The sequence below is a fragment of the Pseudobutyrivibrio ruminis genome (genome assembly GCF_015057245.1).
Classification (GTDB): Bacteria; Bacillota; Clostridia; order Lachnospirales; family Lachnospiraceae; genus Pseudobutyrivibrio; species Pseudobutyrivibrio ruminis_E.
This window is the reverse complement of record NZ_SVET01000010.1, coordinates 84,605-108,766: the sequence shown is the minus strand read 5'-3', so window position 1 is coordinate 108,766 and position 24,162 is coordinate 84,605. Positions and strand designations below refer to the sequence as shown.

Annotated in this window: 23 protein-coding genes; 3 read left to right on the top strand and 20 right to left on the bottom strand. The window is 40.4% G+C overall.

What is annotated here, in order from left to right:
- Positions 1-138: 138 nt before the first annotated feature.
- Positions 139-498: a CidA/LrgA family protein gene (locus tag E7274_RS09880; RefSeq protein ID WP_304175633.1), complete on the top strand. Its 360-nt coding sequence runs from the start codon at positions 139-141 to the stop codon at positions 496-498.
- Positions 498-1,190, top strand: coding sequence for an LrgB family protein (locus E7274_RS09875; RefSeq protein ID WP_304175631.1), 693 nt, complete (start codon positions 498-500; stop codon positions 1,188-1,190). Before E7274_RS09880 ends, E7274_RS09875 begins: the two co-directional genes overlap by 1 nt.
- Positions 1,191-1,239: 49 nt before the next feature.
- Here the strand turns inward: E7274_RS09875 and E7274_RS09870 are convergent, their stop codons facing one another.
- The 12 genes from E7274_RS09870 to asnS form a co-directional block, all read right to left on the bottom strand.
- On the bottom strand, positions 1,240-2,151 hold the full coding sequence (locus E7274_RS09870; RefSeq protein WP_304175629.1) for an acyltransferase family protein: 912 nt from the start codon (positions 2,149-2,151) through the stop codon (positions 1,240-1,242).
- Positions 2,152-2,154: 3 nt separating this feature from the next.
- Positions 2,155-2,316: a hypothetical protein gene (locus E7274_RS09865; protein WP_304175628.1), complete on the bottom strand. Its 162-nt coding sequence runs from the start codon at positions 2,314-2,316 to the stop codon at positions 2,155-2,157.
- 65 nt (positions 2,317-2,381) lie between these two features.
- On the bottom strand, positions 2,382-3,458 hold the full coding sequence (locus tag E7274_RS09860; protein WP_074788639.1) for an ORF6N domain-containing protein: 1,077 nt from the start codon (positions 3,456-3,458) through the stop codon (positions 2,382-2,384).
- 56 nt (positions 3,459-3,514) lie between these two features.
- Positions 3,515-3,886, bottom strand: a complete 372-nt coding sequence (locus tag E7274_RS09855; protein ID WP_304175626.1) for a helix-turn-helix domain-containing protein — start codon at positions 3,884-3,886, stop codon at positions 3,515-3,517.
- A gap of 53 nt (positions 3,887-3,939) precedes the next feature.
- Positions 3,940-4,104: a hypothetical protein gene (locus E7274_RS09850; RefSeq protein ID WP_304175624.1), complete on the bottom strand. Its 165-nt coding sequence runs from the start codon at positions 4,102-4,104 to the stop codon at positions 3,940-3,942.
- 88 nt (positions 4,105-4,192) lie between these two features.
- Positions 4,193-5,584 (bottom strand): 23S rRNA (uracil(1939)-C(5))-methyltransferase RlmD, encoded by a 1,392-nt coding sequence (gene rlmD / locus E7274_RS09845; RefSeq protein ID WP_304175622.1) that lies wholly within the window; start codon positions 5,582-5,584, stop codon positions 4,193-4,195.
- Positions 5,581-7,902: an ATP-dependent helicase gene (locus tag E7274_RS09840; RefSeq protein WP_304175620.1), complete on the bottom strand. Its 2,322-nt coding sequence runs from the start codon at positions 7,900-7,902 to the stop codon at positions 5,581-5,583. The genes rlmD and E7274_RS09840 overlap by 4 nt, the downstream gene beginning before the upstream one ends.
- 96 nt (positions 7,903-7,998) lie before the next feature.
- On the bottom strand, positions 7,999-8,622 hold the full coding sequence (locus E7274_RS09835; RefSeq protein ID WP_304175618.1) for a DUF1836 domain-containing protein: 624 nt from the start codon (positions 8,620-8,622) through the stop codon (positions 7,999-8,001).
- Positions 8,623-8,726: 104 nt separating this feature from the next.
- Positions 8,727-10,676: a glycoside hydrolase family 127 protein gene (locus tag E7274_RS09830; protein WP_304175616.1), complete on the bottom strand. Its 1,950-nt coding sequence runs from the start codon at positions 10,674-10,676 to the stop codon at positions 8,727-8,729.
- 81 nt (positions 10,677-10,757) lie between these two features.
- Positions 10,758-11,045 carry a YerC/YecD family TrpR-related protein gene (locus E7274_RS09825; protein ID WP_033153343.1) on the bottom strand — a complete coding sequence of 96 codons (288 nt, stop codon included), beginning with the start codon at positions 11,043-11,045 and terminating at the stop codon, positions 10,758-10,760.
- A gap of 220 nt (positions 11,046-11,265) precedes the next feature.
- The gene (gene asnA / locus E7274_RS09820; RefSeq protein ID WP_304175614.1) at positions 11,266-12,276 is read right to left on the bottom strand and encodes an aspartate--ammonia ligase; all 1,011 of its coding nucleotides are present in this window, start codon (positions 12,274-12,276) and stop codon (positions 11,266-11,268) included.
- A gap of 382 nt (positions 12,277-12,658) precedes the next feature.
- Positions 12,659-14,059: an asparagine--tRNA ligase gene (asnS, locus tag E7274_RS09815; RefSeq protein ID WP_033153339.1), complete on the bottom strand. Its 1,401-nt coding sequence runs from the start codon at positions 14,057-14,059 to the stop codon at positions 12,659-12,661.
- 353 nt (positions 14,060-14,412) lie between these two features.
- Here asnS and E7274_RS09810 point away from each other — a divergent pair, with 353 nt between their 5' ends.
- Positions 14,413-15,636 carry a DUF4317 domain-containing protein gene (locus E7274_RS09810; protein ID WP_304175612.1) on the top strand — a complete coding sequence of 408 codons (1,224 nt, stop codon included), beginning with the start codon at positions 14,413-14,415 and terminating at the stop codon, positions 15,634-15,636.
- Here E7274_RS09810 and E7274_RS09805 read toward each other — a convergent pair.
- The 8 genes from E7274_RS09805 to hypE all read right to left on the bottom strand — a co-directional run bounded on the left by E7274_RS09805 (position 15,633) and on the right by hypE (position 24,084).
- Positions 15,633-17,150 (bottom strand): ASKHA domain-containing protein, encoded by a 1,518-nt coding sequence (locus E7274_RS09805; protein ID WP_304175610.1) that lies wholly within the window; start codon positions 17,148-17,150, stop codon positions 15,633-15,635. The genes E7274_RS09810 and E7274_RS09805 overlap by 4 nt on opposite strands.
- The gene (locus tag E7274_RS09800; protein WP_304175608.1) at positions 17,140-17,643 is read right to left on the bottom strand and encodes a metallophosphoesterase family protein; all 504 of its coding nucleotides are present in this window, start codon (positions 17,641-17,643) and stop codon (positions 17,140-17,142) included. The genes E7274_RS09805 and E7274_RS09800 overlap by 11 nt, the downstream gene beginning before the upstream one ends.
- Positions 17,624-18,235, bottom strand: a complete 612-nt coding sequence (rdgB, locus tag E7274_RS09795; RefSeq protein WP_033153331.1) for an RdgB/HAM1 family non-canonical purine NTP pyrophosphatase — start codon at positions 18,233-18,235, stop codon at positions 17,624-17,626. The genes E7274_RS09800 and rdgB overlap by 20 nt, the downstream gene beginning before the upstream one ends.
- Positions 18,236-18,257: 22 nt before the next feature.
- The gene (locus tag E7274_RS09790) at positions 18,258-19,319 is read right to left on the bottom strand and encodes an N-acetylmuramoyl-L-alanine amidase family protein (protein ID WP_304175607.1); all 1,062 of its coding nucleotides are present in this window, start codon (positions 19,317-19,319) and stop codon (positions 18,258-18,260) included.
- 1 nt (position 19,320) lies between these two features.
- Positions 19,321-21,060 (bottom strand): lectin like domain-containing protein, encoded by a 1,740-nt coding sequence (locus E7274_RS09785; protein WP_304175605.1) that lies wholly within the window; start codon positions 21,058-21,060, stop codon positions 19,321-19,323.
- A gap of 4 nt (positions 21,061-21,064) precedes the next feature.
- On the bottom strand, positions 21,065-22,216 hold the full coding sequence (locus tag E7274_RS09780; protein ID WP_304175603.1) for a THUMP domain-containing class I SAM-dependent RNA methyltransferase: 1,152 nt from the start codon (positions 22,214-22,216) through the stop codon (positions 21,065-21,067).
- Positions 22,217-22,574: 358 nt separating this feature from the next.
- Complete coding sequence (locus tag E7274_RS09775) at positions 22,575-22,958, bottom strand: response regulator (RefSeq protein ID WP_033153324.1); 384 nt, start codon at positions 22,956-22,958, stop codon at positions 22,575-22,577.
- A 124-nt stretch (positions 22,959-23,082) separates the two neighbouring features.
- Positions 23,083-24,084 (bottom strand): hydrogenase expression/formation protein HypE, encoded by a 1,002-nt coding sequence (hypE, locus tag E7274_RS09770; RefSeq protein ID WP_304175601.1) that lies wholly within the window; start codon positions 24,082-24,084, stop codon positions 23,083-23,085.
- Between the last annotated feature and the right edge of the window lie 78 nt (positions 24,085-24,162).

Sequence of the window (24,162 nt, the reverse complement as noted above, 5' to 3'; positions counted from 1 at the left end):
GATATAGTCACCGCCGCTATATTCAAAACATTTCTGTTTTAAAACATTTTTATTGACTTTCTTTAATAGTTAGTCTTGTTTCTTTCAAAACATAGAGTATAATGTGTAAGAACTTTTAAGTTATATTGAGGTATACCAATGAAATATTTGAAACAATTCTTAATCATTCTTGCAGTTTCACTTCTTGGAGAGATTTGCAAAGCAGTTCTCCCACTTCCTATACCTGCAAGCATTTATGGCATGGTCTTTATGTTTATTTTTCTTCTCACAGGAATTCTCAAGCTTGACCAGGTTAAAGAATCAGGAAAATTCCTGATTGAAATTATGCCTGTTATGTTTATCCCAGCAGGAGTTGGTCTTATGTCATCTTGGAACGTACTTGAGCCTGTTCTCGTACCAGTTTCAGTAATTACTGTTATCACAATCTTTACAGTAATGGCTGCTACAGGATTAGTATCACAGGGAATTATTCGCATGGGAAAGAAGGAGGAAGCATAATGACAGAGTTTATGGCGACCAGCGCATACGCTGGAGTAACAATCAGCCTCGTTTCCTATGGCTTAGGTGCATGGTTAAAAAAGAAATTTGGATTTGGATTCTTTAATCCTCTTCTGATATCTATCATATTTACAATCATTTTCTTATGTACATGTGGCATCAGCTACGAAACATACAATGAAGGAGCCAAGTATTTAAGCTGGCTTTTAACACCTTCAACAGTATGCCTTGCTATTCCACTATATGAAGAATTTGAGCTTCTCAAGAAGAATGCCAAGGCCGTAATGCTTGGTATAACAGCCGGTGTTCTTACTAGCCTTGTCACAGTATTTGTATTAGCAAAGCTTATGGGACTTTCCCATGAGAACTACGTTACACTTCTTCCAAAATCAATCACCACTGCTATCGGCATGGGTGTTTCAGAAGAGCTTGGTGGATATGTAACAATCACCGTTGCAGTAATTGTTATCACCGGAGTAATCGGAAATATTCTTGGTGAATTCATTTGCAAGCTGTTTAGAATCCATGAGCCAATCTCTAAGGGGTTAGCCCTCGGCACTGCAGCCCACGCAATCGGTACTGCAAAGGCCATGGAAATCGGTGAAATCGAAGGAGCTATGAGTTCTCTTTCAATCGCCGTTGCCGGCATCCTTACAGTTGTGTTTGCCACTGTATTTGCTGGATTAATTTAATGTTTGAATCAAAAAAGCTCCGGCACTTTCACCGAAGCTTAAACGTACATTATTCTTTCTTCTCCTTTTTTATTCCCAGAACACACCACCTTATGAAAGGTATGCGGCTCATGATTTCATACAGAAAGTAGGAGCCTGCGAATGCTGCTATTGCAACCAACAGGTATACGATAACAGGGGCAAAGAACGGACATAATGTATGCAGATACCATCCGCTGACCGCTATCATCAGATAATGGAATACGTAGAGGCCCCATGATTTTCGGCACATCCACTTTGAGAAAGCATTCGTGAAATTCCCCCATTTTTTCATGAAGGCAAGTATACCGAGAGTTCCAAACCATGCATATACATTGCACATGATTGTATCCAGAACCACATGATCCGGATAAGACTGACCTATATATAAAATCACGAAAGCTATGCAGGATGCGAGAGCAAGGACGCTCAATAACAGCCAACTTTTGCCAAGTCGATTCACCACGACCTCATGGGACAGTACAAAGTAGCCGATCAAAAAACCCAGTCCATAGATACCGAATCTGTATACCACTATTATCGGTGTGTTAAGTATCTGCGCCGCTCCGAATACGGGTATGACAAGAAGTATAAGTATCAAAAGATTGGCTTTGCCGCAGACATTATAGAATCTGTCTTTTTCAATCCTTCTGATCAGTACCAGCATCAGGCTAAAGAGCCATAGCATCTGTATGTACCACAGAGGGCCTGTGCCGCTGACTGCCATTATGAGGAAAAGGATTGGCCCCGGTACATTGCCCATAGAATCAAATGCACCGGAAATCAGCATATTGTAGTAACCAAGAACCCAGCCGAAAACCAGAAGACCGATTGTTGATGGCACAAGATATTTTCTCGTCCTTACTCTGATGAATTCCTTTTCTGTTCGTTTAGTTAGTTCATAGCGGGCTGACATGCCGGATACCACAAACAGAAGTAACATGAACTAAGGATATACAATGTACTGATATGTATCCTGGGGCTGATGTTTACTGAAAGGTCCGATGATGCCATGCCCGGTTACACCGTTAAATATGTAGATTACATGATAGATAACTACCAACACTACTGTTATCCAGCGAATATTATCCAAGTACACCTTCCTCATATTTCCACCACCTTTGCCAAATATTTTAACACTTTTTCTCCTCTTTCATAATTACCCCCGTATCACTACAATTTCAATTTCCCATTGCCTTTTAATATCTCTAAAAGATTTTTATACTTTTCTATATCTTGATCTTCAAGAATAGTCGTTATTCTTGCTCCTGAATCTTTAGATGATGATCCACAAAGATAAATCTTCATATTATCCGTTCCATAATCAAGAATAATGTATCTGTCATGAAATACTCCTCCAGATTCATACAATTCAATTTTTAGTTCCGAATACTGCTTTCTAAAATCTGTGTATTCAGTAGCTGATAGGCCCTTCATTAAATTATCACTATATATTTTAATTTCTACTCCATCTCTTGCGTGTGTTAGCAGTTGTAGCGTTTTTGTACTAATATAATTATCAACAACATAAATAGAACTACTCGCCTGTAAATATATTTCTGCGTATGCTACATCCGAATCAAAAATTTGACCATTAAAAAATAAGTATCCACGACACGCATTAGCTTCACTAAAATTCTCAAAGATTTCTGCTAGCTCAGATTTACGGACGACATCTGATAATTCTCCCATAGCAATAGCAATATCATCTTCAACTTGATTTAGGCTTTTCTTTATTTCTGCTATACTTTGAGTCGTATTTGTCACTTGCATAGATAACTGTAGCATCTGTCTGTTAGATGGAAGCATTTCATTAGAAACAATGTAATCTTTCATCTTTTTAAACGTTCTTACCAATGCTCTACTTTGCTTAATCGCGAGTTCACCTCTTAATACCGTCATAAGCATATATATGCCTTGTTCAGTAAATGCATGTGGATTATATTTAATATTTTTACCTCTTCCATTTTCTTCATCTTTCAAGGTGAAATTTTTGCACCTTGAAAGTTCTTCCACTTCCTCGTCAGTCAGTTCAAACATAAAGTCTTCGCCCAAAAATTTTTTAATATTGTTCTTCACTTGTCTATTGAGGTTTTTTGTTTCATAGCCATATATTTCAGCCAAATCAAAATCAAGCATAACCTTTTGATTTCTGACAATATATGTGCGTTCACGAATTGTTTCTTCTGAAATTATAAAAATATTATTCGATAAATCTGGGAGCAAATCTTCCTTCTTTTTTCCAGCCATATTCTTTTTAAAATCTTGAGGTCGAAATTTTCGACCTCAAGTTCCTTTCTTTATTTCTATATATCTTCCAACTCCTCAAGTTGCTTCAGTGCTTTTACATAAGCCTTCAATCTTTTCTTTTGATCCTTCTTAAGGCTATTAATTTCAATTAAAAGCTCCTCATCCTGTTTTCTAGCCACATAATCAGCAGTAGGCTCTATATAGTTTTCATCTATATAGTTTTCATCTATATCCTTTCCAGTAAGAAGCTGTTCTGGTGTTACATCAAGCGCTTTACAGATATCCACTATCTTATCAGCGGAAGGATTATGCCCTTTTCTCTTCCAATCACTGATTGTGCTAGGTGCTATCCCCGCAGCTTTGCCAAATGCATTCTGACTTAATCCACGCTCTTTTATAAGAAAAAATATTCTTTCAGTTATTGTCATAACAGCTGTCCGCCTTTCCGAATTCTATCAATTTCGTTTACACGAATATGTTATCATGTAAACAAAACGTATTCAATATCAAACAAATCTTTTTCCTTACGTTTCTCTGCCGAAAGCTTAATAAACGTTCTTATATCCCACATAAGAAAATGAACCTCTGGATTAGGTAAGCTATCAAAATCAACCTTATCGCTATACTTTAAAATCATTGAATACATAAAATCTACTCCCACACCTTGGAAGCATTCAAAAAAAGCTCCCAAACTTTTTCAAGTTCGGAAGCTGATTTTATACTGTATTTAGTTCCTATATCCTATCAATTTTTGCCACCGTCTCTACATGATAAGTTCCAGGGAACATATCTACACATGCAAGGCGTGTTACTTTGTAGCCACGGGCCAAGAATACCTCAAGGTCACGGGCAAGGCTTGTAGGCTTGCATGAGATGTAAACAAGGCTATCTACACCGTAGTCGATGATTTTATCGAGAGCCTTTGGATGGATACCATCACGAGGTGGATCCAGGATAATGTAGTCTGGCTTTTCTGTGATGTCATCAAGAACCTTCAGTACATCGCCTGCGATGAAATCGCAGTTTTCAAGGCCATTGAGCTTTGCGTTTTCTTTGGCAGCCTCAACTGCCTCTGCGATGATTTCCACACCAGTTACATGCTTTGCTGCAGGTGCGATAACCTGAGCGATTGTGCCTGTGCCTGAATACAGATCGTAAACCTCTGCTCCATCAACGCCTGTAGATATGAAATCACGAGCTGTGCTGTAAAGCACCTCTGCTCCCAGTGAATTTGTTTGGAAGAATGAGAATGGTGTGATGGTAAATGAAAGACCAAGTAACTCCTCCTTGAACCAGCTCTGGCCGTAAAGGATTTCAGTACCTTCATCTGCAACTACATCTGCTTCTCTATCATTCTTTGTGTGAAGGATTCCAGCGATTTTGCCGTCCCAATCAGTGCAACTTACAAGAGCGTCCTTCCAGCCTGCTAAAAGAGCAATCTCGTAGAGAGATGATATCTGTGTGCTTGTAACTAAGTCTATTAGGATTTCCCCTGTTTTGGCTGCCTTACGGACAAGCAAATGACGAAGATATCCTTCATGAGTGTTCTTGCGATAATATGGCTGTCCTGCCTTTGTAAAATAATCCAAAGTCATGGTAAGAACTCGGCGCATATCTGCATCGATAATCTGACATCCGTCTACTGTGACAACATCGTAAAAGCTACCCTTTTTGTGCATACCAAGAGTAAGGGGACCGTCCTTTACCTCATCACCAAATGAGAACTCCATTTTATTGCGGTATTCAAACTGCTTTGGGCTGGATTTGATACCTTCGTAAGTGGCTGTCCAAACATCCTCGCCAATAACTGGTGCCATCAAATCATGAATCATGCCTTCTTTGATGGAAAGCTGATTTTCATATGAAAGCGACTGATAAGTACAACCACCACATTTGCCAAAGTGAACGCATGCTGGTGTGTCCATTTCAAGTGGTGATGGCACATCCACTGAAAGAAGATTTCCCTGTGCCTTTTCCTTTGATGATTTCTTTACACGAACTGACACAGTCTGACCAGGCAACACGCCCTTAACTCTGAGCTTGTCACCTTCTGCAGTCTCCATTATTCCTTTGTTTGGAAAAGATACTTTTACAACCTTTCCCTGTACTATTTCTCCACGTTTCATACTTTCTTTAATTTTGCAAAGGATGCAAACATTTTCTTGATGCCTACGCCATCGAAGTCGACTGTAACCTCGTAGTCACGGCCTTCATCGATGATATCCTTTACTGTACCTTCCTTAAATTTGATATGGCTTACTCTATCGCCTATGCCATAATCCAATGTTGTCTTTTCGATTTTAGTGCCATTTTTATTGGCAACAGCTGTGGTAGAGCTTCCTACCGTATATACGTTAGAACTGTATGTATTTCTAACTGATTCGTTTCTAGAACCGTAGCTTGTAGCTATAGTAGGTCCCTTGCCTGTAGGACGCTGATATACTGAATACTCTCCGATTGGAGTGCTAGAGTAGTCATCCATTGGCTTTGGCTCCCAAAGGTTGCCCTTAACAAGTTCATTAGGGATTTCCTTAACGAATCTGGAAATCTTATGAAACTGAGTCTCACCACGAATCATACGCATGCGAGCGCTTGTCATTGTAAGGTGTTCCTTGGCACGTGTGATACCTACGTATGCCAAACGGCGCTCTTCCTCAAGTTCAGAATCAGCTCCGCCACCGTCAAAAATAGCTGCCTGCCCTGGGAATAATCCATCCTCCATGCCGGCCATGTATACATATGGGAACTCCAATCCCTTTGCTCCATGAAGAGTCATAAGTACAACGTAGTTGTCGCTCTCCTCGTAGCTATCTATATCTGCGACAAGGGCAACATCCTCTAAGAATCCCGAAAGTGAAGGCTCCTCACCATCATCCCTAGCATCCTTTTCATAAGCAACTGCCTTTGTAAGTAACTCGTCGATATTTTCGATACGAGCCTTTGCCTCGTCTGTTCCCTCTGCCTTTAGCTCTGCAACATAATCTGTCTGATCAAGGATTTCCTCTACCAATGCAGATACTGACTCCTCAACGGCGATTTTCTTAAGCTTTTCAATAAGGTCTGTGAAGCCCTTTATCTTGCTAGCAGCCTTTCCAATAGATGGAATATCGTTTGCATGTAATAATGCTTCGTAGAAATTCAAGCCATGCTCCCTAGCATAGTCTGAAACCTTTGTGATAGTGGTAGCTCCAATTCCTCGTTTTGGAATATTGATAATACGCTGAACTGCAATATCATCATTACCATTATCAACTGTCTTTAAGTAAGCGAGAACATCCTTGATTTCCTTACGGCTGTAGAAGTTTACACCACCAACGATTTTGTATGGGATGCCCTCGTAAATCATTTTTTCTTCTATAAGACGTGACTGAGCATTTGTACGATAAAGTACGGCACAATCACGATAATCTGCCTCTCCTCTGCGAACAACTGAGCCAATGTTACTAGCGATGTAGCTGGCTTCCTCATATGCACTATCAAACTGCTGGAACTGGATTTTGTCTCCGTCCTCTGCCTCTGTCCAGAGAGCCTTTTCCTTACGGCCTTCATTATTAGCAATGACCGCATTAGCAGCATTCAAAATATTTCCAGTGCTTCGATAGTTTTGTTCAAGCTTTATGACATGAGCACTTGGGAAGTGCTGCTCAAAATTCAAAATATTGTAAATATCTGCACCACGGAACTTGTAGATAGACTGGTCGTCATCACCAACTACGCAAAGATTCTGCTGACCACCGATAAGAAGGCGAACCAACTCGAACTGAGCTGCATTGGTATCCTGATACTCGTCAACCATGATGTATTTGAATTTGTCATTATAATATGCACGAACATCCCCATCCAAACGAAGAAGCTCTACAGTCTTCATGATAAGATCATCGAAATCGAAAGCATTGTTCTGACGAAGACGAGCCTGATACTCACGATAAACTGTGGCCTGACGTGACATATTGAAATCTCCCATGGCACGGTTTGTGAATTCCTCTGGACTGATGAGCTTGTTTTTAGCATCGGAAATGACATTTAAAAAAGTGCGTTCCTTAAACTGCTTTGTATCAATCTGGAGATACTTGCATACTTCCTTCATCAAAGTCTTGCAATCGTCTGTATCGTAAATTGTGAAATTGCTAGTGTATCCCTGGCCGAGATTCTCACAGAACCTGCGAAGAATACGAACACAGCTGGCATGGAAAGTGGCCACCCAAACACCGTCTGAGCCAAAGCCGACGATATTATCAATACGCTCCCTCATTTCCCTTGCAGCTTTGTTAGTAAAGGTGATAGCCATGATATTGTATGGCATAACCCCCTGCTCTATTAAATAAGCAACGCGGTGTGTAAGTACTCTTGTTTTGCCTGAGCCAGCGCCAGCCAAAATAAGAACAGGGCCATTGATAGTCTCAACGCCCTCACGCTGCTTGTCGTTTAACATACTTAAATCCATAACATAAAATATCCTTTATTGCATGATATATTTTCGAAAATTTGTTCTGATTTATTCTATCACATCAGAACTATTCTATCTATATAATCCAAAAGATTACATTGGATTTTCTTGAGAACTTTCCTCTTTTGTTTGTGTCTTGCTGTCTCTTTCAGCAAGGTATTGCTCAATCATCATCTTCTTTACAAAGACATCGAAAGCAAGCTCGCAGATGAATGTGAATTCCTGCAAATCCTGACGTGAATCATCATCCTGATCAGCAAAGGCTTCCTTACTGAGATTGTATTTGCGGATAATATCCTTCGTAACATCCCTGGCAACTTTACTCTCATACCCTACCATAGCTGAATAAATATCAAAGAAGCCCAGTCCCTCCTTTGCACCGAAATAGCGCTCATTGATTGGGTCAAGAATGCTTTTGATATCCTTCATAGAAAGGAAGTTTTTCAGATAATATATGAATATCAGATTTAGCATATGATCCCTAGAATATTTCTTTTTTTCTGGAGATGGTAAAATCTGATTCTTGGTGTAGTTGTTAATCATGGTCTTTGTCATAGCCTTGTCTTCTGTGGCTTCACGGACAGTTCCAAGCTCCTGATCCAAGAAAGTGAGCACCTGATCCATATATAAATCAATATTTGGAATATCTTCTGGATGAACATAATCTATCTCAGCAAGTTGATGTAATATTTCATTAAGTCTCTTTTTGGTGTCCATATTTCCTCCTTGACGCTACAACATGTTTCAATAAAAAAATAAGATGTAGTCTCAAAAACTACATCTTATATCTTATCATAAAAAACTATCTTTGTCTTTCCGACTTACTCTCTTATCCACACTTCCATTTCGTTTTCTCCACGATTCGCCCAAGCATAATATGGAATGAATGTAAGTGAAGCATCCTGCTCTTCTGGTCTGATATTTGTGTAAAGATCACTGGATTTTGAAAGCTCCACACGCTTCCCAACGGTCTTAATAACTCCTACGCCATTTAATAAATCGCCATTGTACTGGTATTCAAAGGAAGCATCCTCTGGCAAACGCAGACAATTTAGTGATGTTCCATTATCAACACCTTCCAAGCAGTAAACGAAAGGTCCTCTGGAGATAGCAACTTTTCCAATGTCCTCTGAAACTAGCGGGTTACAATAGTTTCTCTTTACCTCCATAGGGAATATCAACTCTACATCCATTGAATCACCAGCTGACAATTCCACATAATGGTAGCCATCTTCCTTTGAAATCTCTGAAACTTTTCCATTAATCTTTAATGATGCTTCAGAGGACCATGCAGGGATTCTAATTCCAATTCGTACTACAGATTCTGTTTCATTTTTGATAGCAATAATATCCTTTTCATCCCAAGGATACTCTGTGTTCTGTTTTATTGTTACAATGCCGTCTTTCAAATCTAATGTTGAATCTGAATCGATGTAATGGTTAATCAAAATAGTATCGTCTGATATCGTGTATACATAGTCGTCCAGAGATGTTATCATACGGGCCAAGTTTGGTGGGCAGCATGCACAGCCTAGCCATGATGGGCGTACCGGCTTTACGTGGCTCTTTCCTGGGTCTTTTAAAGATTTAGCAGGATTTACCTCCAACGGATTTACGTAGAAGAAATGCTTGCCATCCAAAGCCATTCCAGCCAGAGCGCAGTTATAAAGAGCTCGTTCCATTACCTCTGCATATTCTGCCTTAGGTTCTATTCTAAGCATCTGTCTTGCAAAGAATATTAAACCTATTGCAGCACAAGTTTCACAGTACATAGTGTCATTTGGCAAATCATAATCAAGAGTAAATGATTCGCCGTGGAAAGTTGAGCCAATACCGCCGGTAATAAACATTCTTCTTGAAGTAATATTGTTCCAAAGCTTTTTACATGCCTCATAAATCTCTGCATCGCCAGTAGTAGCTGCCAAATCTGCCAATGCAGTACACATGTATACTACGCGCACTGCATGACCTTCTGCTGTATCCTGCTGCAATATAGGCTTATGGTTCTGAAAATATGTATCTGGTGATTTTTCAATTCCGTTTAAGGCATTAGGTCCTTCGTATTTTGCAGCTTGTTCTCTAAAGAAATCAGGATGCTTTCCTCTTTCCATTAAAAAGTATTTTGCAAGATTTAAATATCTATTTTCTCCTGTAACATGAAACAATCTTAAAAGACCAATTTCAATTTCCTCATGTCCATCATACCCATGGATTTTTCCATCCTCTGGTCCGAAATTGTCATCAATATTGTCCGCTGCCTTCTTTGCCACAGACAACACCTTCTCATTTCCTGTAGCAACATAATACGCTACTGCAGCCTCAATAAAATGTCCCATGCAATACAGCTCATGGCTCCCAGCCAAACTCTGATAGCGATATTGGATACCAAGGATTGAATAAAATGTATCCAAATAACCATCCTCTTCCTGGGCATCAGCAATTAAATCTATTACCTCAAGCGCCTTCTTTTCTAGCTCAGGGTCCATCTTTTCCCTAAGAGAATATGCTACCGCCTCAAGCCATTTATAAACATCACTATCCTGGAACGTCCAACCATAGTGAGTGCCTTTTGCTCTACCTGCAGCGATTCTGAAATTCTCCATTGCATGACTCTTTTCGCTAGGTATTCCGTCGTCGTTCAAACGCTCTTTTTCAATTTTAATTCCTGCCACATCATTGAGAACATTCCATTGAAATGGAATCATTTCGGTACGAACCAGATTTCTGTACCTTCCCCAAAACTCCGACGTAATCTTTACATTATTCCCCATTTTTGTCTCCTCCTGTTATATGTTTATAATAATCAAAAAAAGGAGTCAGGACAATATCCTGACTCCCTAGTATTACTAAATTTACTGGCCAATTCTTTTGAGGACCAAATCATATCCATCATTTCCATAATTAAGTGCACGATTAACACGACTGATAGTTGCGGAACTAGCACCCGTTTCATCTGCGATATCCTGATATGTTCTTTCCTCTCTGAGCATCTTAGCAACTTCGAAACGCTGCTTCATAGCTACCATCTCATTTACAGTACATAAATCCTCAAAAAATTCATACGCTTCTTCAACTGTCTCAAGACTGAGTATAGCTCTAAGAAGCTCATCCATTTCTGCTGTTTCTAATTTTTTATTCATTTTTATAACTACTCCTGTAAAATCCCCGCCTATAAGACTATACTTACTACACTATTACTGTAGCACACTAAAGTCTTAAAGTAAAGGATTACATAAAAAATATTGTTTTCGCAAAAATCGGCCCCCATTACCTGAGAGCCGAAGATTATTGTACGATATATTTTTGTAATTGTAAAGGATTTTGTTTGCCATAGAAAGACACTCTTGAGAAAATTTCCGTCTACAGGATAACAACGCCCTTTTCGCTAGCGTATTTTACGTCCTCTTCTGGCCAGAATGAACACTGAACCTCACCGATGTGACACTTGCGTAAGAAGAACATACAGATACGGCTCTGGCCGATTCCACCGCCGATTGTATATGGAAGCTTTTTATCAAGGATTGCCTTCTGGAAAGGAAGCTCTGCTCTGTCTGTGCAGCCAGACTTTTCAAGCTGGCTCTTAAGGCTGTCTTCATCTACTCTAATACCCATTGATGAAAGCTCAAGTGAAATATCATCAACTGGATAGTAAACAATAATATCTCCGTTAAGCTGCCAATCATCGTAATCAGGTGCACGACCATCGTGCTTCTCTCCTGACTTAAGTAAATCGCCAATCTTCATAAGGAAGATTGCGCCATATTCCTTAGCTGCTTCATACTCACGCTGACTAGGAGTAAGATTTGGCCATCTATCCTCGAGCTCCTGAGTAGTGATAAAATGAATCTCCTCAGGCAAAATGCACTGAACATAATCGTAAGCATTGGCAATATATTTCTCAGTCACACGAAGAGCTGCATAAACGCTCTTAACATATTTCTTAAGAGTCTCTTCAGTACGAGCTGATTTTTCTATGATGCACTCCCAATCCCATTGATCTACGTAAATAGAGTGAATATTATCAGTATCTTCATCCCTACGGATAGCATTCATATCTGTGTAGAGGCCTTCGCCTACATTAAAGCCATATCTACCAAGGGCCATTCTCTTCCACTTTGCAAGAGAGTGAACAACTTCAACTGCCTTATCGCCCTGCTCTTTTACACCGAACGAAACTGGACGCTCAACGCCATTAAGATTATCGTTAAGACCTGACTCTGGCTCAACAAAAAGTGGAGCTGTTACACGATGTAAATTAAGCTCTGCAGTAAGCTGTGCCTGGAAAAAATCCTTCACCTTCTTAATAGCTATCTGTGTCTCTTTCAAATCAAGTGCCGAAGCATACCCATCTGGGATGTAAATCTTGCTCATATTCTCCTCCTAGTCATATAATCCGTAATCAGCTTCAGAAGCTTTACATATCTTTTCGAGACACGCTTTCGCTCTTGTCGTGCTCGTTGCCCTACATAAGATGCTGCTAAAGCACCATCTAAGTAGGGACGGCACTTTAAGGTCTCTTAAAAGACATGTAATTCTTCTTTGCCGATTACTCATCTAAATACCATGACGACCACATAACCTTGGCAAGCGCGAGCAGGGGACAATTCGCAAGTCAGTAGCAGACTAGCTCTTAGTGTTGCTCAAGGAGCCAATCTCGCGACGGAGCAATACTAAGGCTTGTATGCGTAACTGACGTAATGCGGAGGGTGCCCTGCGGGAGCATGAAAAAATACGAGGTCGTCACATTACGTTTTTAAAGGTCGCAGTTACCTACGGTACGTGGGAATGGGATAACGTCGCGGATGTTGCCCATGCCTGTGAGGTACATTACGCAGCGCTCGAAGCCGAGTCCGAAGCCGGCATGGCGAGAGCTACCGTATTTACGAAGGTCAAGGTAGAACTGGTAGTCCTCTTCCTTAAGGCCACATTCCTGCATTCTCTTAAGAAGTACATCATAGTCGTCCTCACGCTGAGAACCACCGATGATTTCTCCGATACCTGGAACGAGGCAGTCCATAGCTGCAACTGTCTTGCCATCTTCGTTAAGTTTCATATAGAAAGCCTTGATTTCCTTTGGATAATCTGTAACAAATACTGGCTTGCCAAAAATCTTTTCTGTAAGGTATCTCTCGTGCTCTGTCTGAAGATCACAGCCCCAAGATACTTTGTAATCAAATTCATCGTTGTGCTTTTCAAGCTCTGCAACTGCATCTGTGTATGTGATACGGCCGAAGTCAGAATTAGCAACATGATGAAGTCTATCAAGAAGTCCCTTGTCGATGAAGTTGTTGAAGAACTCCATCTCCTCTGGAGCATGCTCAAGAACGTAGTTGATAACGTACTTTAACATATCCTCTGCAAGAATCATGTCATCCTCAAGATCTGCAAATGAAATCTCTGGCTCAATCATCCAGAACTCTGCTGCGTGACGAGTTGTGTTTGAGTTCTCTGCACGGAATGTAGGTCCAAATGTGTAGATGTTCTTGAATGCCTGAGCATATGTCTCACCATTTAACTGGCCTGAAACTGTAAGGTTTGTAGCATGACCAAAGAAATCCTGTGAGAAATCTACCTTACCATCCTCTGTCTTAGGAATGTTGTTAAGGTCCATTGTTGTAACCTGGAACATCTCACCAGCACCCTCACAGTCAGAGCCTGTGATAAGTGGTGTGTGTACATATACGAAATCACGCTCCTGGAAGAACTTGTGAATAGCGTATGCGCAAAGAGAACGAACTCTGAATACTGCCTGGAATGTGTTTGTACGTGGACGAAGATGTGTCTGTGTACGAAGGTATTCCATTGTATGTCTCTTTGGCTGAATTGGATAATCTGGTGTAGACTTTCCTTCGATATCAACCTTTGTTGCCTGAATCTCAAATGGCTGCTTTGCCTCTGGTGTAACAACTACAGTACCTGTTACGTATACTGCTGCACCAACATTTAAATGACAAACCTCATCGAAGTTGTCGATTTTGTCCTGATTGAACACAACCTGTACTGGATTGAAAAATGTACCATCTGCAAGTACTAAGAAACCGAATGTCTTTGAATCACGCATGTTACGTACCCATCCAGCTACTGTAACTTCCTTGCCATCATAGTCTTTGAAATTTCTTGAAAGTGTTCTTACGTCTGTTGTTTTAACGCTCATATTCTTTCTCCTTATTACGACTTAGCATAAATTAAGCCCCATCAAGCTGTGCTTGATGAGGCCTTCTAATTCTTACATATTTGAACAATCTTCAAATCTCATCAACACAATAAAATTAAATCCCCTGATTATTATTCACGGAATTGTTATTGTTATTATTGAGATTATTAAGCATAGATGTAAATGCCATGATTGTTCTCCTTCTTTATTTGAGTAAAGTATAGTTATTTGACAATTCAATGTCAACCCCTATATGGCAAAAGGTACTTCAAATCAAAAACGTCAAGTCTTGCTATCTAATTTTTTGAAACATATAATAGAGTCGTTACATTAAAGACAGGAGTTAGAGTTAAATGAATAAAAAAGAAGTAAATGAAATAAAGCGCCGTTTTAAGAAGGACGCATGTAACTTCGATAAAATGGTCGGTTGCTATGTAGATGCAAACAAAGAAATGGTTCTTACTTTCAAGGAAACCTTTCTTAATCTTGAAGATGAGGAATTTCATAAATACCTTGAAATTGCCAACAAAGCTATGTCCGGTACTATCGGAAACAATCTTTTAGAGCTTCCTTTTGATCCAGAATCAGAAATTGAAGGAAGCGGTCACGATTTACTTATGCGACTTCGTGAGTCACGTCTTCAGGACGAGAAGCTCCTTATCGAATACTACAATCGTATTATTGAATCATATGATTATGTTGGAAATTTCTTGATTCTTTTATATCACGATACATACGATATTCCAGTTAAGACATCGGACGATTTAAAGCTTGATGAGTCAGAGGAAGTATACGACTATATCATCTGCGCTATCTGTCCTGTACAGCTTTCTAAGCCAGGCCTTGGATATCGCGAGCAGGAAAACCGCATCGGTGCTAGAGACCGTGATTGGGTTGTTGGTCCTGTTGACACAGCATTTACATTCCCTTGCTTTACAGAGCGTACTACTGACTTACACGCTTGCTTAGCATACACAAAGAATACAAAGGAGCCTCACGTAGAATTCTGGGAAAACTGCATCGGTTGCGGCACCAAAAAAACTTCTACTCAGAAGAAGAACGCATTCGACAATATGCTTAATCAGGTTCTTGGAGAAGAAACAGAAGATACAATCGAGACAAAGCTTGATATTCAGCAGAATCTTTCTGATTTCATCACTGTTGAAACAGAGCGTCTCGGTCCTGAAGAGCCAATCATTCTTGAGGCACAGGATGTTGCAAATATCCTTACAGATTCTGGTCTTTCAGATATGAAGGTTGAAAAGGTTCAGGCTAATTTTGAGAACTATTTTGAGGAGGCTCTTCCACTTGCAGAAGAAATCCTTGATGAAAAAGCTCTTAAGAATAACGAGCTTCGTGTAGAAAAAAATGTTCTTAAGGAAAGAGTCGTAGATCTTACAAAGCAGCTTAAAGAAGTTAGCGGCGTAACAGCAGATGGCAAAGAAGCTGATATCGTTGTTAAGGTCTCAGAAGCAAAGGCTGCTGATGTTACAACAGCCTATGTAGATGGCAAAAAATGTCTTTGCGTACCTATTGATCCTGAAGACCTCTTAATGCTCAATGGTGAACAGCTTTAATTAAGCATTAGATTCTCTAAAAAAAGTTTTTCGAATCCAGGGTTGTCATTTAAAATGACTACCTTGGATTTTTCTTTTATCTCATTAAGAATTTCTTCATCACCATGAAGGATATATTCTATCCCTCCAAGCAATGCAGTATTTCCCACGGATTCATATTTGGCTGCCAGTTCCTTTGGAATCAATCCAATATCAGCAGCTGACCATACACTCGCAGATGCGCCTAGGCCTCCTGCCACATATAGATGGTCGATATCCTTCATTGTCAATCCAGCCTCCTGCACTAAAAGCTGAATAGCTGAGTGAACCGCAGACTTAGCAAGCAGTACCTGTTGAATATCCTCTCCAGTGATTGCCACTCCTGGAGCTACTGGATATCCACTTTCGCAGTAGTCATCCAAAAGTAATCCACCATCATCTATTATCTTGTTTCGATGAAGCTCATGAACAAGGTCGATAATACCGCTTCCGCAAATTCCTATAGGCTGCTCTCCGGCGATGGTTGTATATGTGCATTTTCCTTTGTTGATGCTCAAATGATTGATTGCACCGCGCACAGAAGCTACGCCACAACTAAGAGAAGCACCTTCTAAAGCAGGGCCTGCAGACGCAGATGAGCACCAATATTTATCTCCATCAAACAAGACAAGCTCAGCATTTGTTCCCAAATCTACAAGCAGGAATTTATCCTGTGCTTTATTATTTTTCTTTGCCTGCATTGCCAAATAGAACAATCCTGAAACAATATCTCCTCCAACAAAGGCACTTATCGACGGCATGAAGAAAATATTGCGCCCTTTTTCCACAAAACTAACACTATCGAGTGTGTATGGAATAAATGGGTACTGAGCCAAACCATCGACAGTGTACCCCAGCAGTAAATGTGTCATAACAGTATTTCCACAGAAAACAATCTTGTGCATGAGGAAATCTTCCCCAAGGATTTTTTTTCCAAGCTCAGTTAAATCCTGACGGATACAATTCTTTAATTCCTCTCCATGGCCATCCATGGCAGCCTTCACTCTGCTCATAACATCGGCACCAAATTTAGCCTGGGAATTGGTGCAGTTGCGCTGACGAAGAATCTTTCCTGTGGATAAATCGATGATTGCAGTGGCAAGAGTGGTTGTGCCTACATCCACTGCAATACCAATATTGTTCTTATCAATAGCTTCATCCTCTGCAACTTCGTCTGCAAGAACTGATGTAATTTCACCTGCCAATGATGCTGGGACCTGAATTTTGCAATCCTTTGTGATAACGCACTTACAGCCTACTCTCCAGCCGGCTCTCATATCTGAAAAATCCAGAGCCTTTTCATCTGCAGAGGTCATCTGTGGTGCACCATAAAGAAATTGAATGTTGCAACTCAGACATTTGCCTATTCCACCGCATGGGCGATAAAAGCTTAGTCCAAGCTGCTCCATTGCGTCTACGAACTTGATTGGTTCGTCTGACATCAAGATATGCTCTTTTTGTGGAGTTTCTCCATCGATGATAATTTTAATTTCCATGTGTTCTATCGTATTCCTCTAATGAATGTAAGTTCATAGTAAACTCACCATCATTATCCACCATAATTGTCATATAAGTGTGTTCACGACTATTTTGTCGTGGGAATGCAATACTACCAGGGTTTGCTATAATCAAATCCTCGTAATGATCGATTGTAGGCACGTGAGTATGGCCATAAAGTACAATGTCACAGCCTTTATTTCTTGCGGCTTCAGCGATTTTCTCGTAGCCATAATTTACTCCGTAATAGTGGCCATGAGTAAGCATAATCACATGCTTTCCTACCTCAAGTACAACTTCATTTGGGAGATTTACTCCCCAATCACAATTTCCACAGACACATTCTGCAGGAGCTTCCGACATCATCCAAAGATTATCCTCTACCCCCTGTCCATCCCCCAGGTGATAGATTCTGTCTGGATTTTCTATGTGAATGGCGTCACGAAGATTTTCCGATCTGCCATGTGTATCACTAACAACTAATATTTTCATGCTTATAAATAACTTCCTTTATCATTCTAAGAGCCTGTCCTCTGTGGCTTATTGCATTTTTATCCTCTGGAGAAAGACTTGCTGTACTAACATCCTTGTCCCAAAGATAAAAAATAGGGTCGTATCCAAATCCATTTGTACCCATTGGCTCCCAGCCGATATAGCCCTCAATTGTGCCACGTACAACTGCATCCTCACCGTCAGGGAAAACTGCCGAAACTGCGCATACGAATCTAGCGCTTCTATCCTGTTTTTCAACTCCGTCCAGGCGCTCTATAAGATTTGCATTCTTAATATCGTAAGATGTATCCTCGCCCATATATCTGGCAGAATAAATACCTGGCTCCTTGTTAAGCGCATCAATTTCCAGCCCGCTATCATCAGCAAGCACAATTGCATCCTTTGCTACTGCTGCAATGGCTCTTGATTTTATTAAGGAATTCTCCTCAAATGTGGCACCATCCTCCACGATATCAATATCAATGCCAGCTTCCTTCATTGAAAGAATCTCAAAATCCTCCTCTCCAAGAATCTCGCGAATCTCTCGCATTTTGTTGGCATTGCCAGTTGCAAAAATCACTTTTCTTTTCACTACAATTATTCCCTTCTACAAATTAATATAAATATTCAATTACTGCATCGTACAAAGCCTTTGCAGCCTTTGCCTGATATTCAGAATCCTGCAGCAAATCCAACTCCTTTTGATTTGTCATAAAGCCTACCTCTACAAGTGCAACTGGTGGCTCTGACATTCTAATAATATAGACCTCGTCGCCTACTACCGTGCCCTTCGACTTTGAGCCCAGCTCATTTAAAAGATGCACAAGGCAAAGTGTTGAAAATGACTTTGATTCCCCTGTGGTATCTCCACCCTCGTACATAACTTCTGTACCGTTGATAGAAGACATTCTACCTGATGCAGTTGAATTGTTATGTACAGACAGGAATAAATCTGCCTCTGAATCATTGGCCAGGCCAACTCTGTTTTCAAAGGACGGATTGGTGTCGTCAGTTCGTGTATAGTAAACGCCAATGTTTTTATCAGTTCTGTCAAATAGTTTTTTCAGCTCTAGCACTATGTCCAGATTTAAATCCTTTTCATATACGCCCTGCTTTGTGGCACCTGGAACATTTCCACCATGACCGGCATCCACCACCACTACATAATCGTAAATCTCATGTGGATCTACAAAGTCAAAGTAGATGTATTCGTCTTCAGAAGTCATCTGAACTTCCAAAACATCATCCATAGTGATTTCAATTACACCTACCAGATTTTCACTGTCGTAGGTTACATCAACGATGTTATTTGACGCACCTCGCATAGGATAATTGCTGAAATAATCTTTTCCGATACCATTTATCGTAATTGCGATAGTTTTATCTACGTGGATGTTATCAATGCTCACACTGGCACTGGTAACATTTTGTGGCAAAGTTAATCTGATTTGGTGCCCCTTCAAAACAGACTCCCTTGTAGCCTCACTTTCTTCCTGCAAAGCTTCCTCGCTGGAGCGCAGCATATCCATAACAGATATTCTTCCCCCTGAAAGCTTTTCATCCTCCACTTTTAAAGCGATTATGTGCATGTTCGGCACATAAATCAGCAGGCAACTCATCAAAATGGTGATTGCCAAAATAACAGCCGTAAAGGCTCCCATCACTTTTTGTTCCATATTATTCGAACACTTCCACAACATTATTTGCGTAGGCCTTGATGCAAAGATTTGCTTGCACCACGTCCTCCACGTTCTCCCAATCTAAACCATTATTACTGATAAATCCCTTGCCGTCAGTGATGTCTACTGCCTGAGTCATTGAATCAGTTACATACTCAACTGCCAAAGGACGCACAGTGTCAGGTGTATTCACATATAAAACTACTGCAAAGCTTTCTCCCGCTGCTACAGTCTTTGGGGAATTAAACTTAATAGTGTAATAGCCCTTCTGTGAAACTGTACCTGATGCAACCAGCTCCTTCTCCGAAAGCGAGCTTGTGTTTTCGTAGTTGGAAACAAAATACACCTGATAGCTAGTGTCAGTGCCCAGTGCGTAAAAACCTGCCGCCTCAATCTGCTGATCTGCATCAGCCACGAATGTGTTGGCTCCATATGCCCACTGCTTGCTATAGCCAATCTGTCCAATCCAACCACACAAATCACTTTGGTAAATATAATTGTATGTATTGTTGGTATCTATTTTGACATAAGATACCGCCTGGTTACCAATATTTGAATCGTAATAAGAAATATAGAAAACACCATCATCACCGAAGCCTGTGCCCCAACTGTTTTGGCAGATGAAAGCGCCATTAGCAGGAACATCCTCGCTGAAGTTTGATGCTGGATAATCGTCGTCCCATCCAATTATAACCACATCGTGATTTGGCTTGGCATTGCCTGTATAGCAGTATGAATTGGTTCTGCGATTGTAGCTGCTAGAACCTGTCAGATTTGATGTAGATACACTGGCATAAATGGATGTAGAAACGCCACCGTACTGATATACTGCCCACTTTATCTCGTCCAGATTTTCTGCATCATAAAAATGAGCCTCCTGAAGGTGAACCTGGTTCTCCTGAGTCTCACCAGTCAAGCTGGAAATAATTGCAGGTGTAGTATCACTCTCCTCTGTCTGCTCCTCCACTGGTCCCTGCCATGAAAGCAAGTATGCAAGGGCCATAGTGTATTTGCCGCCTGCCGACTGATCAAGGTCGAAGCTATTTTCATTTATCATTGAATCTACTGAGAAAAGATGCTGATGAACTGGAAGCAATGAAGACTCCAAGGCCTCCAACGAAGCACATGCCCAACATGTAGAAGTTGAACCCTGATTTCTGATTGTGCTGACGCGATTAACATCTCTAAGATCATAATCTCTTGGCAATGAAGGAACTTTGTTGTACTGAATGTTTACAGTGTATGTAGACTGGTCGTATTCATAAGCGTAGCCAAATGCCTTACACAAATCCTCAATGCCAATATAGAGCTCCCCTAAGTGCATAGAAGGAGCAATAGAAAGGTCGATTTCATCGCCATTTTCTGTGGCGGTTGTATTGTCTAAAATGTATTCGTATACATTATCTGTTATCTGAACTAAAGCAGCAGACTCATCCTCCATGAAGGCTGAGCCTTTCAGCACAGAACGAATAAACTCTAAGGATCCAACTGGATTCAAAGAGTCATCCAAAATGGCATAGCTCTGTGTATTAGAATACTCCTGTCCGTTGATAAAAATCTTGAGCTTGTTAGAATCGTTAAGATTTTTGGACATAAGAGGATACAGCACGTCCTCATTCAGTGCTGCTCCACGGAAAGTTTCTACTGCTGCGTATCTGTCATTCCAATTATTTAATTTCCAAAATAAAGTGATTGCCAATATTAAGGCAAACGCTAAAAATCTCTTGGAAAGTTTCATTTATTTAGTCCTTCTTCTTTGGCTTAGGTCCTAAAAACTGGTAGAAGTATGTCTTGATCATTCCGTTGTAGATTTTACGGTTCTTATCTGCCTTCTTGCCAATGGACTTTGGTGCATCCTCGTAGCTGGTGATTACATACATAGACCAGCTATCCAAGGCTTTAAATGCATCTCCAAGCTTGCCATAGATTTCTGGCAAATCCTTTTTGTCCTCCAAACGCTCACCGTATGGTGGGTTTGTAAGAATAAAGCCATACTTTTTAGGATGGCGAAGATTTGCAACATCTCTGGCCTGGAAATGAATCAGATGATCAACCCCTGCTTGCTTTGCATTCAAGCGGGCTATCTTTACCATTTCAGGATCTATATCAAAACCCTGTAGGTCACATTCAATATCTGTATTTACCTCTGCTCTGGCTTCATCAAAGCAATCCTTCCAAATCTGTGAATCGATTAGATTTGTCCAATCCATAGAAGTGAAGTCTCTGTTAATACCTGGTGCAATATTTGCAGCCATCATAGCCGCTTCTATTAAAAATGTACCTGAGCCACAGAATGGGTCCACAAGTATTCGGTCTGCACGCCATGGTGTAAGCTCAATTAAAGCTGCTGCCATAGTCTCAGAAAGTGGAGCCTTGCTAGTGTATGTTCTGTAGCCTCTCTTGTGAAGAGGAACACCAGTAGAATCCAAAGTAACTACAACATCGTCCTTTAATAAGAAGATTCTTACTGGATATTCAGCGCCATCCTCGTCAAACCAGTTGATATCGTAATATGATTTCATACGCTCAACCATGGCTTTTTTTGCAATGGACTGAATGTCTGTCAAAGAGAAAAGCTTACTTTTAACTGAAGTAGCTTTTGTAACCCAGAATTTGCCGTCCTTTGGAATATATTCTTCCCATGGAAGAGATTTAATTCCCTGAAAAAGCTCCTCAAATGTGGTGGCGTGGAAACGGCCAACCTCTACAAGCACGCGCTCAGCACAGCGCAAATGAATATTTGCACGACATATAGCCTCCGCATCGCCTGTGAATGTCACTCTTCCGTCGGTAACTTCTGTGATGTCGTATCCCAAATCATATATTTCTCTTTTTAGTGGTGCCTCAAGTCCAAAATGACATGGGCAACTAATAGTAAAAATCTTCGTTTTCAAATAATTTATAACACTCTTTCTTAATTGATTTTTCAAGGAAAACCTAGATAAAAATATCTTAAGCTACAGCCCATTACAAGTCAATGCAATAAAAATTTTTTAATTATTCTATTGCATTGGTACACCTGTTATATTATAATTTGAAACGTGACTAGGAGTTTCCTAGTTGCACCCTTATTAATTATTTATACTCCCCTCAAAAAGACCGAGTTCTCGGTCTTTTTACTTATCCATTATTTTATATAACAAAATCAAGTAATTTATTGTATGCAATTAGTTTCCGTTGTGCACAACCAAAGTTTTCTATTTTTGCAAAAGAAAAGGACCGCCTTGCAGTCCTTTTAAACCATATTCAGTTCTACTTGAAATGTGCTAATGCCTCTGCAAATCGAACTTCATCAAAAGGTTTAATAACAAAGTCCTTGGCTCCTGCCTCAATAGCTTCTATAACGTAGCACTTCTGACCCATGGCACTTACCACCAGAATCTTGGCTTCTGGATCAAATTCCATAATCTGCTTAATAGCATCTATGCCATTTGAACTTCGACCAATGGTATGTCCATCAACAGTCATTGTGATATCCATCGTCACTATATCAGGCTTTAACTCCTTGTATTTTTCAACCGCTGCATCACTGCAATCGGCCTCAGCTACAACAGTACAGCCATTTCTTTCAACTTCGCCTTTGACAACTGCTCTCATAAACTTCGAGTCATCAACAACCAGTACAGTTTTTCCCAAATGGCATCCTCCTCATTCATTCAACAAACGTATTTGGATGTGTAGGTATATTATAGCACAAGATGCCCCTGTCTAATTATGAAATAAATGTTAAATATTATCGTCCTACTGGAGTTTGTAGGATTTAACATATTCTAGGTAGACCCTCACCTTGTAAAATATCAAGAAAACGTCGGCCACCTATTTCTGTTTTCATTATAAGCGCACCTACCTCACTGTCGTTTTCAGGTGTATTAACCGCTCCAATCATACATGCATTTTCGCCATATTTACATCCACGGATGATTTCCACTGCTTGCGCAGCATACTCCTTTGGAACTATGGCAACCAACTTACCTTCGTTTCCCATGTATAGTGGGTCAAGCCCAAGCAATCCACAGAAAGACTTTACCTGTGCCGATACAGGAAGCTTTTCCTGGTGAATCTCAAATCTAAGGCCACTTGCCATTGCAAGCTCCTTCAATACTGTAGCAAGACCACCTCTTGTAACATCTCTTAATACATGAACTGGAATCTTATTTTCTATAAGCTTTCCTACCATCTCCTGAAGTGGGGCATTATCACTTTCGATTGTGTTTTTGATGCCCATTCTTTGGCTGAGAACCGTAGCATGATGGTCTCCTACATTTCCTGAGACAATAATTACATCATCGTCCTGGGCGTTTTTTGCCTTGATGTCCACACCCTTTGGAACAAATCCAACACCAGCAGTGTTGATATAAATTCCTCCATTGCCTTCGATAACCTTTGTATCTCCGGCAACAATTTTCACTCCAGCTTCCTTTGCTGTAGCTGCCATAGATTTTACAAGGCGTCTAAGCTGCTCTATATCACAGCCCTCTTCCAGAATGAAACCGCATGTGATGTATTTAGGCACGGCCCCGCGCATGCAAAGGTCATTAACCGTGCCGCAAATGCAAAGTCGACCTATATCTCCACCAGGAAACTCTAGCGGCGTAACCACAAAACTGTCTGTTGTCATGGCGATAGTGGCATCACCAGGAACAACAGCAGCATCCTCCATCTCAGAAAGAACGTCACTATCAAACTGAGCTTCAAATATCTCTTTTATTAATTCTCCAGTTGCACGACCACCTGAGCCATGCTCCATAATAATTTTATCCATACCTATTTACCCCTAACCTCTAGTCCACAAACAATTACATTAACAAGCATTATGAACTTTTTACTCGACTAGAATGTC